Annotated in this window: 14 protein-coding genes; 4 read left to right on the top strand and 10 right to left on the bottom strand. The window is 70.2% G+C overall.

Annotated elements, in window-relative coordinates:
* The coding region (locus GH736_RS08240; RefSeq protein WP_203230686.1) for a DUF3482 domain-containing protein at nt 1-1,420 on the top strand (1,420 nt) is incomplete at its 5' end.
* Nucleotides 1,421-1,469: 49 nt separating this feature from the next.
* Here the strand turns inward: GH736_RS08240 and GH736_RS08235 are convergent.
* The 3 genes from GH736_RS08235 to GH736_RS08225 form a co-directional block, all read right to left on the bottom strand.
* On the bottom strand, nt 1,470-3,008 hold the full coding sequence (locus GH736_RS08235; protein WP_159602001.1) for a DUF429 domain-containing protein: 1,539 nt from the start codon (nt 3,006-3,008) through the stop codon (nt 1,470-1,472).
* Between the two features lie 34 nt (nt 3,009-3,042).
* The gene (locus GH736_RS08230) at nt 3,043-4,485 is read right to left on the bottom strand and encodes an FAD-binding oxidoreductase (RefSeq protein ID WP_203230685.1); all 1,443 of its coding nucleotides are present in this window, start codon (nt 4,483-4,485) and stop codon (nt 3,043-3,045) included.
* A 74-nt stretch (nt 4,486-4,559) separates the two neighbouring features.
* Nucleotides 4,560-5,210 (bottom strand): GntR family transcriptional regulator, encoded by a 651-nt coding sequence (locus GH736_RS08225; RefSeq protein WP_235933896.1) that lies wholly within the window; start codon nt 5,208-5,210, stop codon nt 4,560-4,562.
* Between the two features lie 200 nt (nt 5,211-5,410).
* On the opposite strand from GH736_RS08225, the gene GH736_RS08220 reads away from it, so the two are divergent.
* Entirely contained in the window at nt 5,411-6,178 is a 768-nt protein-coding gene (locus GH736_RS08220; RefSeq protein ID WP_159601999.1) for an alpha/beta fold hydrolase, read from the top strand.
* Between the two features lie 105 nt (nt 6,179-6,283).
* Here the strand turns inward: GH736_RS08220 and GH736_RS08215 are convergent, their stop codons facing one another.
* The gene (locus GH736_RS08215; protein ID WP_159601998.1) at nt 6,284-6,559 is read right to left on the bottom strand and encodes a dsRBD fold-containing protein; all 276 of its coding nucleotides are present in this window, start codon (nt 6,557-6,559) and stop codon (nt 6,284-6,286) included.
* A gap of 218 nt (nt 6,560-6,777) precedes the next feature.
* On the opposite strand from GH736_RS08215, the gene GH736_RS08210 reads away from it, so the two are divergent.
* The gene (locus GH736_RS08210; RefSeq protein ID WP_159601997.1) at nt 6,778-7,023 is read left to right on the top strand and encodes a hypothetical protein; all 246 of its coding nucleotides are present in this window, start codon (nt 6,778-6,780) and stop codon (nt 7,021-7,023) included.
* 306 nt (nt 7,024-7,329) lie between these two features.
* On the opposite strand, the gene GH736_RS08205 is transcribed toward GH736_RS08210, so the two are convergent.
* Nucleotides 7,330-8,376: an NADP-dependent oxidoreductase gene (locus tag GH736_RS08205; protein ID WP_328596801.1), complete on the bottom strand. Its 1,047-nt coding sequence runs from the start codon at nt 8,374-8,376 to the stop codon at nt 7,330-7,332.
* Between the two features lie 5 nt (nt 8,377-8,381).
* Nucleotides 8,382-9,476: an alkene reductase gene (locus GH736_RS08195; protein WP_159601996.1), complete on the bottom strand. Its 1,095-nt coding sequence runs from the start codon at nt 9,474-9,476 to the stop codon at nt 8,382-8,384.
* Between the two features lie 105 nt (nt 9,477-9,581).
* On the opposite strand from GH736_RS08195, the gene GH736_RS08190 reads away from it, so the two are divergent.
* The gene (locus GH736_RS08190; protein WP_159601995.1) at nt 9,582-10,082 is read left to right on the top strand and encodes a MarR family winged helix-turn-helix transcriptional regulator; all 501 of its coding nucleotides are present in this window, start codon (nt 9,582-9,584) and stop codon (nt 10,080-10,082) included.
* A 36-nt stretch (nt 10,083-10,118) separates the two neighbouring features.
* Here GH736_RS08190 and GH736_RS08185 read toward each other — a convergent pair whose 3' ends face one another.
* The 4 genes from GH736_RS08185 to GH736_RS08170 form a co-directional block, all read right to left on the bottom strand.
* Nucleotides 10,119-10,319: a hypothetical protein gene (locus GH736_RS08185; protein WP_159601994.1), complete on the bottom strand. Its 201-nt coding sequence runs from the start codon at nt 10,317-10,319 to the stop codon at nt 10,119-10,121.
* A 40-nt stretch (nt 10,320-10,359) separates the two neighbouring features.
* Entirely contained in the window at nt 10,360-12,030 is a 1,671-nt protein-coding gene (gene qcrB / locus GH736_RS08180; protein ID WP_235933895.1) for a cytochrome bc1 complex cytochrome b subunit, read from the bottom strand.
* Nucleotides 12,020-13,342 carry an NAD(P)/FAD-dependent oxidoreductase gene (locus tag GH736_RS08175; RefSeq protein ID WP_159601993.1) on the bottom strand — a complete coding sequence of 441 codons (1,323 nt, stop codon included), beginning with the start codon at nt 13,340-13,342 and terminating at the stop codon, nt 12,020-12,022. The genes qcrB and GH736_RS08175 overlap by 11 nt, the downstream gene beginning before the upstream one ends.
* Before the next feature lie 126 nt (nt 13,343-13,468).
* Nucleotides 13,469-13,894, bottom strand: coding sequence for a DUF4232 domain-containing protein (locus GH736_RS08170; protein ID WP_159601992.1), 426 nt, complete (start codon nt 13,892-13,894; stop codon nt 13,469-13,471).
* Nucleotides 13,895-13,986 lie beyond the last annotated feature (92 nt).

Genomic DNA, 13,986 nt, shown 5'->3' with positions numbered 1-13,986 from the left:
CGGAGCCGCGCATGGGATGGGTGTGACCGCACCGGAAATCGAGAAGTTGATCGCCGCCGCTCACCACGACATTCACATCACGATGCTGCCTGCGACGCCGGAGGGCATCCGCACCAAGGAACTGCTCACCCTGTGGGACACCCCGGGCTTCGGCGACAGCGTGCGACTCGTGCGCCGGCTGCGGCAGGACCGCAACCCCATCGGCTGGTTCCTGTCGCAAGTGTGGGACCGCTACCAGGACCGCGTGCTGTGGCTCAGCCAGCTCGCGGTGCGCAACGTCGCCGAGCAGGCCGACGTGGTGCTCTACCTCGTGAACGCGGCCGAGGCGCCTGCCGACGCCGGCTACCTCGACTCTGAGCTCGAGGTGCTCGAGTACATCGGCAAGCCCGTGCTCGTGCTGCTCAACCAGACGGGTCCGCCGCGCGAGCGGGGTGTCGAGGAGGCGGATGCCGCGCGCTGGCGTGCCGCGCTCGCATCGTCGGGCCACGTGCGCGAGGTGCTCGCCTTCGACGCGTTCGCGCGCTGCTGGGTGCAGGAGTTCACGCTGTTCGACGCCATCGAGCCACTGGTTCCGGATGCCCCACACCCGGCCTTCGCCCGCCTGTCGGCCGCCTGGCGCGACCTGCGGATGAACGAGTTCTCCGCGGCGATGGCCGCGCTCGCCGAGCCGATCGCGCGGGCCGCCGTCGAGCGGGTGACCCTGACGCCGCCGTCGCCGAAGTCGGAGTCGCTCGCCTCCCGCGTGGGCGGCTCGCTCGGCCTGCCGAGTCCGGGGCGGACGCAGGCCCGCACGGATGCCACCGACCGGATGGCCAAGCGACTGCAGGCCGACCTGCGGCAGGGCACGGAGCGGCTCATCGCGATCCACCGGCTCGAGGGGCGGGCTGCCGACGAGGTGCTCGAGCGCGTGGCGGGCGACATCCGCGTCGACGCACCGCTCGACACGACCCGCACGGCTGCCGTGGGTGGCATCGTCTCGGGCGCGCTCACGGGACTCGGCGCCGACCTCATGGCCGGCGGCCTCACGTTCGGTGCGGGCATGGTCGCCGGCGCCATCCTCGGCGCGCTCGGCGGGGCGGGCGTCGCGCAGGGCGTCAACGTGGTGCGCGGACGCGACGAGTCGAGCCTGCGGTGGGAGGATGCCTTCCTCGACGGGCTCGTGACCTCGGCGCTGCTGCGCTACCTCGCCGTCGCCCACTACGGCCGCGGTCGTGGCGCCTGGCGCGAGGGCGAGTACCCGCCGCATTGGCGTCCGATGGTCGTCGAAGCGGTGGTGGCCGAGCAGGATCGGCTCGCCGTGATCTGGTCGCGGCGCGCCCAGGGCGAGGAGACGCTCCAGCGGGAGCTCGAAGAGGTGCTCGGCGACATCGCGCTGGGGCTCCTCGACGACCTGTACCCGGGCGCGCTCGACGAGGAGTGAGCGACGGCACGACCGCCGACTGAGGCGACCGATCAGGTCGGCGGTGGCGTCACTGCAACGGATCGTTCCGAACCCAATACAGGGTGTGAGATTCCGGGTAGGGCGGGCGCCGCGATCGCGCTGTGAACGCGTCGACGAGCTCGTGGTTGATGATCAATGGCGCATCTTCGACAGGAACAGCCGCATGCAACAACGGTTCGAGCCGTGCCTGAACATCGCCGATGAGCACATCGACGTGATCGGACACGGTGTCGATGAGCTCCGCGAATTGCCTGAGGAGCGGCAGGGGGAGCGGCTGTGAAAACGTCCAACCTGAGGCGTGGCGGCTTCCGTTGGCACGCTGGATCACCATCGGCAGTGTCACGGTGAGCGAACTCTGCGAGTGGGCGACCACCATGTTCCGATACTCCCGGATTCGCTCATCCACCGATCGGAATCGCTCCGGTATCTCCATGTAGTCGCTCAACGGTCTGCGGACATTCGAGGGGAAGAACGCCCGGCAGTAGGACATGACCGCGGAATCCACGAGGAATCCCACGGACTGGTCCAGATCGTCAGCTTCGATCCGAGCGAGCGCCAGCTCGATTGCGAATGCGGCCGGTGACAGATCGGCGCCCGCGAAGTGGCTGAGCTCGATGAACAGCCGCGAATCTTCGCCATCCGGCAGGAGCAGCAACTGAACGGCCGACTCCTCGTCGAGGCTGGTAGGGCTCGAGGCCCCGGAACGGATCTCCCTCTCTGCGTCGTCCATTCGCCGTTGCTCTGGCCGAGCTGGTGCGACGATCGTCGCTCGGCGGCCCGCGGCATCGGTCGGTGAGGCGGCGCCGAGCACTTGGCTGCGTTCGAATCCATACTCAGACCAGAGTGCGGCCGTCCAAGCCGAGATCGCAGCGTCGATCAAGTCTTCGCGATGCTTGTACGGAACATCTCCCGTCGGTGAAGGCGAGTCGAGCAGTGCAGCGGTGACCGGGTGTGAGCGAAGGTCGAGCGATGGGGATGCGGTCGCGAGTCGCGCCATGCGACGGAGGAGTTCGTCGCACTCCGCGGCGCGCTGCGCTCGTCGCTCAGCAACGGTCAGAAGGGCCGGATTCAGCCGCTTGTACCTTGGGCGCTCGACGTGGTAGCCGAACTCGTCCGCTCCGACGAGCGTCGTATACGGATAACACTCGAAGAACGTGACGCTGTCCGCGGCGGCGAGCGGAGTGTCTCCGGCGTAGACGTACCCGAGTCGCTCAAATGCCCTCCTGATGGTCACTCCCCCCTGCCACGGGCGCGAGAGATTCGTCGCATTCGCGCCGACGCCCCAACGCATGTAGCGCTGCGCAACCTCCCGCTCGCACTCGCGCATGCCGGATTCGTTCAGTACGACGAGCGGCGCGTCGATCGCCATCACATCGCCGGGCCGCGACCGCTCATGCACCCAATCCACGACGGAATCGATGCCGCTCGCCCAACCCGCGTCGACGACCTGACCGCTCGCTGCGAGCTGGACGAGTCCGGTCTCCTTGGCGGCGCGGCGCTCAGTGCCCTCACCCCATGCGAGGTCGACACCGAAATACGAGCGTGATCGAGGGGCGCTGGCCGTCATGGGTTCACGGTAGCGGCACCGCTCATCACCCCGGTCAGTCGGGCGGGATGTTCTGGTTGAGCCGGAAGAGGTTGCCGGGGTCGTACTTGCGCTTGAGGGCCTTGAGCTGGTCGTACTTCTCCGCGCCATAGGCCTGGCGGATGCGCTCCTCGCCCTCCTCCATGAGGAAGTTCATGTAGACGCTCGTGTGGAAGGGCTTCAGGGCCGACCAGAAGTCGCGCACCCACTCGCGTTCGACATCGAAGCCCTCGGCTCCCTCGGTCGCCGCGTTGATGTTGAAGGTGTGCCCGACACCGCGGCCGCTGAATGCCGTCTCGCCCTCGCCGACTCTCGCCACGGCACCGCCCATCTGCCAGATGGGAAAGCTCGTCAACGGCGACTCGATGCGCCGCGTGTGCTCGACGGTGATGTCGATGACCTCGTCCGTCAGCTCGGCGACGTCGCAAGACCGGAAGTAGTACCAGCGGCCGTGCGGGAAGGACGGGTCGAACATCGCCTGGTGATCGAGGAACGGTTTCGGCACGCACAGGTCGAGCACCGGTGAACCGAAGTCCTTGATCGGTCGCATGACGCGTTCGCCCTCTTCTATCGGCCCCGTATAGCAGCAGACAACGCCGACGATGAGCGTGCCGTGCAGCTCGGGAGGAACGAAGGGGAGCGGCGGCGCCTTGCGATGCATGACGATGGTCATCAGTTCGTCGGGCGCGTCGGCGATCCAGTCCCGATAGAAGCGCAGGACCTGCGGCGACTGCTCGATCGGCCAGAAGATCGGCCCGGCGACCACCGTCGGGCCCACCTCGCAGAGACGGAAGTCGAACGCGGTGACGATCCCGAAGTTGCCTCCGCCACCGCGCACGCCCCAGAAGAGGTCGGCGTTCTCGGCCTCGCTGGCGAGCAGGCGCTCGCCGTCGGCGGTGATGAGGTCCACCGACGACAGCTGGTCGATACTCAGGCCGTACTTCCGCATGACCCACCCGATGCCGCCGCCGAGCGTGAGTCCCGCCACGCCGGTGTGCGTGACGATGCCGCTCGGCACGGCGAGCCCGAACGGCTGCGTGGCACGATCGAGCTCGCCCAGGAGCGCCCCGGCCTGCACACGCACCGTGCGCGCCTCGGGATCGACGGTGATGCCCTTCATCGGCGCGAGGTCGATGACGATGCCGTCGTCGCAGACCGAGAGCCCGGGAAAGCTGTGGCCGCCGCCGCGAACGGCGACGGGCAGGCCGGTGCGTCGGGCGAACCTGGTGGCGGCGGCGATGTCGTCGGCTCCGGAGCACCGCGCGATCAGAGCGGGATGGCGATCGATCGAGCCGTTCCAGACCTTGCGGAGCCGCTCGAAGGAGGCGTCTGCGGGCCGCACCAACTCACCAGTGAACCCGGATTCGAGTTCGCTGAACGCGGCTGAATCGACCGCCACGGCCATCCCGCCAAGGTACTCCTCGGCCCTGGTGCCCGCCAGCGCCGCTGCCACTGGCACGCACGTTGACCATCCCGCTCCTCAGGCGAAGCAGGGGTGACGCGACCGCATCCGGAGACAGCCGCCCCGCCCACTCAGTCTGCAGTGGTCGGCAGGCTGTGCCACGTCTCGAACGCGACTGCAGCGGCTCCGTCCACGTCGCCGGCGGCGCACAGTCGGATGAACTCCTCGTGGCGGTCGGGCGAGCGCCGGCCATCGGCTGATGCGAAGCGGACTCGCTCGATGCGGCGCAGCACCGGCATGAACTGCTCGAGCACCTTCGCGACCGCGCGGTTCCCGGCGACCGCCACCGGGATGTCGTGGAGCTCGTCGTCGGCGCGCAGCGCGGCGTCGATGTCTCCGGCGTCGAGAGCCACGGTGAAGCGGCCGGCGGTCTCACGCATCGCCTGGAGGTGCGTATCAGTGAAGAGGGCGACTGCCTCCCGCACGGCCAGCTCGTGCATGGCGGCGACGACATCACGCGCCTCTCGCGTCGACCGCACGTCGAGCGAGCTGACCACCGTGGAGCGGCCGGGACGGGCGACGACGAGTCCGCCCTCCGCGAGCCGCAGGAGCGCCTCGCGCACGGGGGTGCGGCTCACGCCGAGCCACGTCGCGAGGTCGCCGTCCCGCAGTTGTTCGCCCGGCGCGAACGTGCCGTCGATGATCGCGTCGCGGAGGCGCAGATACACGTCGTCGCGGAGCAGCGAGCGGTCGACGGGCGGGCGGTTCGTAGGGATGGGCACCCCAATATATTGCACGCACTTCGGCCCTTTCGAGATGAGGAGCCGCGGCGAATCGTTGACGGTACGTCTGATACGCAATATATTGCATCCCAGATGCGTTACGCCATGCGACCGGAACCGGTCCTCGGAAGCGGCGCAGGCCATCGACGAATCCACGCGATCGACGACGCGCGCGCCATCGACAGAGAAGGAAGACGACCATGAACGCAACGACCGACAGCAGCGTGAAGCAGACCATCGTGCTGGTCCACGGTGCCTACGCGGACTCCTCGAGCTGGAACGGCTCGATCAACGCCCTGCGCGAGGCGGGCCACCCCGTGATCGCGGTGGCGAACCCGCTTCGCGGCCTCGAGAGCGATGCGGAGTACCTCCGCAGCGTCCTCGACAGCATCGACGGACCGATCGTCATCGCCGGGCACTCGTACGGCGGCTACATCATGAGCCACGCCGCCGAGGGCAACCCGAACGTCACCGCGCTCGTCTTCGTGGCCAGCTTCCTCGCGGAGCCCGGCGAGAGCCTGGCCGACCTCGTCGGCAAGTTCCCGGGGGCCGAGCTCGGAAGTGCCGCCCAGCCGGTTCCGTACCCGACGCCCGACGGGGGAACGGCACCGGAGCTCTACATCGACCAGGAGCGGTACAACGCCCTGTTCGCCGGCGACGTCGACCCAGCCACGGCCGAGCGGATGGCGGTCACCCAGCGCCCGCTCGCGCTGGCCGCGTTCGAGGCCCCGGCCACGCAGGCGGCCTGGAAGTCGATCGAGTCGTGGGTGCTGCTCGCGGCGCAGGACCTCGCCATCCCGGCCGAGCTGACGCGCTTCATGTCGGAGCGGGCGAACGCCCACCTGGTCGAGCTCGATGCCTCGCACGCCGTGACGGTGTCGCAGCCCGGTGCGGTGACGGACCTCATCCTCGAGGCCGCGCGTGCGACCGCCCCGGTGCTCGAGGCGGCGCAGACGACCGCCGGCTGAGCCATCCGCTGATCTCCGCGTCCGGCCCCGTCGTTCCGTCGCCATGACGGATGCGGCGGGGCCGGCGGCATCCGCTCGCCCATCCGCCCGCCCGCTTCGCCCGCGCTAGCGGTGCAGGTGCGCCTGCTCGCCGGTGGCGCCGCTGATGTCCTTCTCCGTCGTGTGCAGCAGCCGCTCGGCGAGGTTGCGCAAGGCACGCGCGACCGCCAGCTCGTCGCCGATCTCGGGCACGCGTGGATCGTGGGGATTGCGCTGGGCCTGGCCGACGCCCGTCACCACGTGGCCCGCCGGCGTGCTCAGGGTGAGGTGCGCCAGCGTGCTGTCTTCGTCTTCGTCTTCGTCGATCTCGACGGTGATGCTCCACTGCTTCGTCGCACACATGGAACTCACCACCTTCCGGTCTGGTTCCACGGGTCAGCGTAGTCACCTGCCGCACGCGCGGCGAGGGTCGTCTCAGTAGGTACTGGCCAGCGGCATCCGTGACTTCAGTAGCGGCCCGCCGCGACCTCGGTAGTCGCTGCGGATTCGCGCGAACCCTCGTGAGAGGAGTGTGGTCTCAGGCGAAGACGCCACCACACTCACCCGAAGGGAACGGAACCATGGACCTCGCAAACGGTTACCTGGCCCACACCATGCACGAGCAGAACCTCGCTGCGGCTGACCGCATCAACGCGTACCGTCGCCGGGTTGCCGAGCGTCGCGCGCTCGAGGCCCAGTCGGCCTCCGCCGCGTCGACCGCGCTCACGCCGGCCGGACCCGACCGGTCCCGCTGGGACCGCATGGTCGGCGCGCTCACCCCGAGCGGCTCGCACGGCCACCCGGCCACGCTCCCCAGCCGGCCGTGACGGCCGAGCCCACCCAGCCACGACTCCTCACGACTTCTGCGACCGAAAGGAGGTGCGCGATGTTCGCCACCATGATCCTGCTCGGACTGCTCGCGGCGACGGCGGTCACGTCGTCGCTGGTGCAGTTCCGCCGCGACGGCTACCGCCGCACGCCGGCCATCTAGCCCGATGCGACGATGCCTGCATGCGCCGATGCCTGCGACGCCGAACGGATGCGCCCGCCATGGGCGCATCCGTTCTGCATGTGTCCGGTGGCATCCGCGCAACGCGAGACGATGCCGGATGCCGCGTGCTCCGGCGCTACCGCTAGGCGCCGTCGCCCTCGCCGTCGTGCGTCGGCGTGAGCACGACCTTGCCGCGGAGGGCGCCGGCCTCACCGAGGGCGTGCACGGTGGCGAGCTCCTCGAGCGGGTAGTGCGCGCTCACGTCGACCCGCAGCTCGCCGGCGTCGACGAGCTCGCCGAGGTGGGCCAGCTGGGCGGCGTCGCTGCGCGTGAAGATGCTCACGGCACGGAGGTCGGTGCCGGGCGGCACCTCGCCGGGCGTCGTCGTCGAGACGAAGACGCCGCCGGGCTTCACGAGCGAGACGAGCGCCGCGGTCTGCTCGGGCGACGTGCGCACGAGGTTCAGCACGACGTCGACCGGTTCGGTCACGGCGTCGACCACAGAGGTCGTCGTGTAGTCGATGACCTGCGACGCGCCGAGTGCGGTCACGGTGTCGCGGCTTCGGGCGCTCGCCGTGGCGATCACGGTCGCGCCCGCCGACGCGGCGAGCTGCACGGCGAAGCCGCCGACCCCGCCTCCGGCGCCGTTCACGAGCACGCGCTGCCCCGCACGGACGTCGCCGTGCTCGACGATCGCCTGCCAAGCGGTGAGCCCGCTCGAGGCGAGCGCCGCGGCATCCGGAAGTGCAATGGAACGCGGTGCGGGCGCGATCAGGTCGGCGGGCACGATGGCGTAGTCAGCGGATGCCCCGGGCCTGGTCATCGGGAGGAACGCGACGACGTCCGTTCCGATGAGGTCGGGCGAGACGCCCTCGCCGACCGCGACCACGGTGCCGCTCACGTCGATGCCCGGCACGTGCGGCAGGTCGACGGGGAACACCTCGGTGAGGTAGCCGGCGCGGATGGAGGCGTCGACCTCGTTGAAGGTCGTGCCCGCGACGCGGACGAGCACCTCGCCGGGGCCCGCCTCGGGGCGGGGGAGCTCGACGGGCTCGAGCACGGTCGGCTGGCCGTAGTGGGTGAACTGGATCGCGCGCATGGTGATGGTGTCCTTTGTGGTCGTGGTCGTGGTCGTGGTCGTGGTCGTGGTGGTGGGGTTGTTCGTGGTCGTGGCGTCCGTGGTGGTCATGGCGATCACGCCGCCAGCCGCGGGTAGTCGGTGTAGCCGCGCTCGCCGCCGCCGTAGAGGGTGGCGCGGTCGGGCTCGTTCATCGTGGCGCCGGCGGAGATGCGGTGGATGAGGTCGGGGTTGGCGAGCGCGAGGGCGCCGACGCTCACGACGTCGGCCAGGCCGTCGCGCACATCCTGCGCACGACGCTCGATGTCGGCGCCGGCGCGGTTGAGCACGAGCCCGGTGGGCCAGCCGTCGCGGATGCCGCGGAGCAGCGCCTCGTCGCCGAGGTGCACGACGTGCAGGTAGGCGAGGTGCAGCGGGGCGAGCGCCGTGACGAGCGCGGGGTAGAGCTCGGCGACATCCGTCTCCTCGATGTCACCGAGGGGGCTTCCGGGGCTGATCCGGAACCCGACGCGGTCGGCGCCGATCTCATCGGCGACGGCCGTGGCCACCTCGACCGAGAAGCGGATGCGTCCGGCGATGTCGCCGCCGTAGCCGTCGGTGCGGCGGTTGGCGTTGGTGCTCAGGAACTGCTGCAGCAGGTAGCCGTTCGCCCCGTGCAGCTCCACCCCGTTGGCGCCGGCGTCCACCGCAAGGCGAGCCGCCCGGCGGAAGTCGGCGATGGTCTGCGCCAGGTCGGCCTCCGTCATCTCTCGCGGCACGGGCATCGGCTGCGGGCCGGTCGCCGTGAACATGTCGCCCTCGGCCGCGATGGCCGACGGCGCGAGCGGGGTGCGGCCGTGCGGAGTGTTCGAGGGATGGGCCACGCGGCCGACATGCATGAGCTGCACGACGAGGGTCGATCCGGCCTCGTGCACGGCGTCGGCGACGCGGCCCCAGGCCTCCGCCTGCTCCTGGGTGTGGATGCCCGGCGTCGCAAGGTAGCCCTGTCCGTCCTCCGACGGCTGCGTGCCTTCGGTGATGAGCATCGCGAGGGAGGCGCGCTGCGCGTAGTACTCCCGGGTCAGGTCCGTCACGAGCCCGTCGCCGGTCGCGCGGCTGCGGGTCATCGGGGCCATCGCAATGCGATGTGCCAGCTCGATGCGCCCGAGGCGGGTCGGCGACCACAGCACGTCGGCAGGGGTCTCGGTGGGGGCGGGGTGTCTAGCGGTCATGTTCGACCAACTCCTTCGAATTCGAACTATCTATTACTCGACACAACGAGCGCCACGCCAGATCTATTTCCAATTCGAACAAGTTTCTGCAATAGGATTTCGGGCATGCCCGACGTCACCGTTCCACCGGCCCTGCCGCCGGAGTTCGGCGTCTACTTCGCCCTGCTCGAGGTCAGCGCGCTCGTGCAGCACGGCGTCGAGGGCCAGTTGCGGCGCGACGGCGGGCTTAGCTTCGTGCAGTTCCAGATCCTCGCGATGTGCGGCGAGGATCCGTCGTCGCCCAAGAGCATGACCGACCTGGCCGACCGGCTCGTGCACAGCAAGAGCGGCCTCACCTACCAGGTCGGCCAGCTCGCGAAGGCCGGGCTGGTGGAGCGGGTGCCGTCGCCGCACGACGATCGCGCCGTAAACGTGACACTCTCGGCGAAGGGCGCCGCGCTGCTCGAACGAGTGCTGCCCGGTCACGTCGCGGTCGTGCGCGAGGTGCTCGTCGACGCGCTCGACGACGTCGACCGCGACGAGCTCACCCGCCTCCTCGGCATGGTCCTGCGCCACATGCGATCGCAGCCGCGGCGGTCGGCGCGTCGGGCGTCGCCGCCGTCCTGACGTCGGTCAGGGGGCGGCGGATGCCGCGTGCGGCTGCTACTCCTCGACGCCCGGGTCGCCGCCGTCGAGGCCGCCGTCGGTCGAGTCGGTGAGCGGCTCCGAGTGTCCGGGCGCTGCCGGCTGGTCGCTGGCGGGGGTGTCGCCGCCCGGCTTCGAGTTCTTGGAGCGGTCGAGGTCGGCCTCGTCGAGGTCGGCCTGCTCGGGCGTGCCGCCGTTCGGCGTGGTGGAGTCGGTCATCGGTCGTCCCTCCGTTCCGATGGGCGCGCGCGTCGCGTCCTCATTCCACTCTGGGAGCCTGACCGGCGTGCGACAAGGGCTTGACCGCCGGCAGCTCCGCCGCACCCACGACGATCCGGTCCTCGAAGAAGAACCGCGACAGCCGCACCCGCAGCCGCTGGGCCACGGTGACCCGCCCGCGCTCGTCGGGACGCAGCGTGAGCGCCCGCGGGGCATCCGGAACCGCGATGCGCCACCGCTCGGCCTCGCTGATCGGGCGGTGCACCTCGACGTACTCGCCACCTGGCAGGCGCACGATGCGGCCGGTCTCGTAGCCGTGCAGGAGCAACTCGCGGTCCTTCTTCTGCAGCGCCAGGCATACGCGGTGGGCGATGAAGAAGCCGAGCACCGGCCCGAAGACGACGAGCACCTGCAGCACCGCGATGACGCCCTCGAACGTCAACGAGAAGTGCGTGGCGATGAGGTCGGCGCTGCCGGAGAGCCAGAGCACGCCGTAGAACACGATCGCGGCGACGCCGATGCCGGTGCGGGTCGGGGCGTTGCGCGGGCGCTCGAGCAGATGGTGCTCGCGGTGGTCGCCCGTGATCCACTCCTCGACGAACGGGTAGACGGCGACGAGCAGCAGGTACGCCGTCACGACCGCAAGGGGGACGAGGATGGCGAGCGTCCAGGTGCGGTCGAGCCACTCGAACTCCCAGCCCGGGGGTACGAGCCGCAGCGCGCCGTCGAGGAATCCGGTGTACCAGTCGGGCTGGCTGCCGGCGCCGGCGCTGCCCGAGTCGGCGGGGCCGTAGAGCCAGATCGGGTTCACCGTGACCGCCGCCGAGACGAGCACGAGCAGCCCGGTGACGATCGCGAAGAGCCCGCCCGCGCGGGCGGCCGCGACGGGCATCGGATCGCCTACGACGTTGCCCTCGGTGCGCCCGAGGCCCGGGAACTGCGGCGGCTCGTGCTGCCACGCGGCGAGCCCGCGCAGCGCGACGAGCAGGATCAGGAGTGCCGGGAACACCGCGACGTGCAGCGGGTACAGGTGCTCGATGACCTCGCCCGGGAACTCGCCGCCGAACAGCAGGTACGACAGCCACGTGCCCACGACCGGGATGCCGAGCGCGATGCCCTCGGTGATGCGGAGGCCCGTGCCCGAGAGCAGGTCGTCGGGCAGCGCGTAGCCGCTCCATCCGGTGGCCAGCGCGGTCACGAAGATGAGGAAGAGCAGCACCCACATGCCCCGCCGCGGCCGCCGGAACGCGCCCGTGAAGAAGGTCGTGAGCAGCTGCATGATGATCGCCGCGGGCAGCAGCAGCCCCGCCCAGTGGTGCGCCTGGCGGATGAGCAGCCCACCCGGCAGGTCGAACGTGATGAACATCGTCGACGCGAACGCCTCCGACACGGTCGCGCCGTGCAGCGGCAGGTAGCCGCCGGTGTACGTCGTCTCGTCGCTCGAGGGCGTGTAGAAGAACATGAGCAGCACGCCGGTGACCATCAGCACCACGATGCACGCGAGGGTCACCACGCCGAACAGGTTCGTCCAGTGCCGTGGCACGGTGCGCCGCCGCGCCTCGGCCTCGACGTCGCCGACGCGGTGGCCGAAGACGGTCAGGTTCCGGATGCCGCGGGCGAGCCGGTCGCTCATGGAGGGCCGCGGCATCCGTCGCTCAGTGGTCAGCGGCTCGTCGAGCGTGGGCTCGGCGTGCCCGCGGTCAACGGGCATGAGGGACACCTCCTGAGACGAACGCCTCGCGCGGCTGCTGCACCGAGAGCAGTGACACGATGTCGCGACCGAGCACGAACGCGGTGAGCCACACGACGAGCACGCGGATCTTGCGCTCCCACGTCGGGATGGCGAGCACGTGGTAGCCGCGGTGCATCAGCCAGGCGAGCCAGCCGGTGATGACGAGGTTCTTGTACTGGAAGATGCCACGGCCGAGCCCGAGCGTCGCCACGACTCCGAGCGAGTCGTGCCGGTAGTCGCGTGGCTTCTCGCCGTGCAGGGTCGCGGCGATGTTCGCGGCGAGGCGCTTGCCCTGCCGCACCGCGTGCTGCGCGTTCGGCACGGTGAGGGCTCCGGATGCCGCGACGGCGAGATCGGGCACCGCGGCGTTGTCGCCGGCGGCCCATGCGTCGGGCACCGGGGCATCCGCCGTGCCGACCTGCAGGTCGGGGCGCACGACGACGCGGCCCCGCTCGTCGGTGGGAAGGTCGGTGTGCTTCGCGATCACGGGATGCGCGGCGTTGCCGGCCGTCCACACGATGAGGTTCGCGTCGAACTCCTCGCCGTTCGAGAGCACCACATGCCCGTCGACCGCCGACATGACGCGGGCGCTCAGGTGCACGTGGCCGCCGCGGGCGCGGAGCGAGTCGACGACCCAGCGGCCCGGGGCATCCGTCACCTCGGGGAGGATGCGGTCGTTTGCCTCGACGAGGTGGAATGCGAGCTCCGAGAAGCGGATCTCGGGGTACGACTTGAGCAGCGCCGTCGCGAGCGACAGCAGCTCGCCGAAGCCCTCGACGCCCGAGAACCCACCGCCCACGAACGCGAAGGTGAGCAGGCGCCGGCGGTCGGGCCCGGGCTCCATGACCGACGCGCGGTCGAACGCCGTGAGCAGTCGGTCGCGGATGGCGACGGCCTCCTCGACGTGCTTCATGCCGATGGCCACCTCCTCGGCGCCCGGGATGGGCAGCACGCGGGTGACAGCACCGGCGGTGACGACGATGAGGTCGTAGTCGACGGTGAAGTCGGGACCGTCGGCCGGACGCACCGTCACGGTCTTGTCGGCGTGGCTGATCATGGTCGCGCCGCCCGCGATGATGCGCGTGCGCTTCAGGTGCGATCGCAGGGAGACTGCGGCGTGGCGCGCCTCGATGGATCCGGCGGCGACCTCGGGCAGGAACGGCTGGTACGTCATGTACGGCCGCGGGTCGATGATCACCAGCTCGGCCTCACGCGGCTTGAGGCGCTTCTCGAGCTTCCACGCGGTGTAGAACCCGGCGTACCCGCCGCCGACGATCACGATCCTGCGCATGTCCTCCTCCTTGTGTCTTCATCAGTTAAGACACCGTGGAGGGGTGATTTGTGACAGGTTCGGGGTGACCGTTCGGCGGGATTCGATTCCGGATGCCGCGGGCCGCGGCTCGGGGCATCCGCTGGGTCAGCCCTGCTGCACCGCGCTCACGGTGAGGAACTCTGCCGTGCTCTCGCACGCCGGCACGGGCTGGCCGGTCGAGACGGTGACGGAGGTGAAGCTGTGCGGCGGGTACACGAGCCAGGCGGCGCCCTGCACCACGGGGCAGTCGTCGAGCGGGCCGCCGTCGGGGTCGATGTTCACGGCGGCGAGCGGCGCGGCGACGGATGCCCCGGGCTCGAGCGTGAGCGTCTGCGGGTCGTCGTCGCCCACCCTGGTCGCGGCTTCGCCGATCTCGACGCCCGACGCGTCGACCACCGAGACACCGGGTGCGCCGCGGAGCTCGCAGGAGGTGCTGCCCGTGTTCGTGAACACCACGTTGTAGTCGAGGTGGCCGGCGCTCGAGTCGACGTACTGCACGTCGACCTTCAGGGCGGCGTCGGCACTGGACACGTGAGCCTCCGCTCTTTCTGACGTTTGCACGCACCGCAATGATAGATCGAAACTGTCGCGTACAGTAGCATCGAATCACGCGCAGAAGATCC

Source organism: Agromyces humi, from assembly GCF_009720255.1.
Taxonomy (GTDB): Bacteria; Actinomycetota; Actinomycetes; order Actinomycetales; family Microbacteriaceae; genus Agromyces; species Agromyces humi.
Note: the sequence above shows the minus strand (reverse complement) of the source record. Positions and strands in the feature narration are given on the sequence as shown.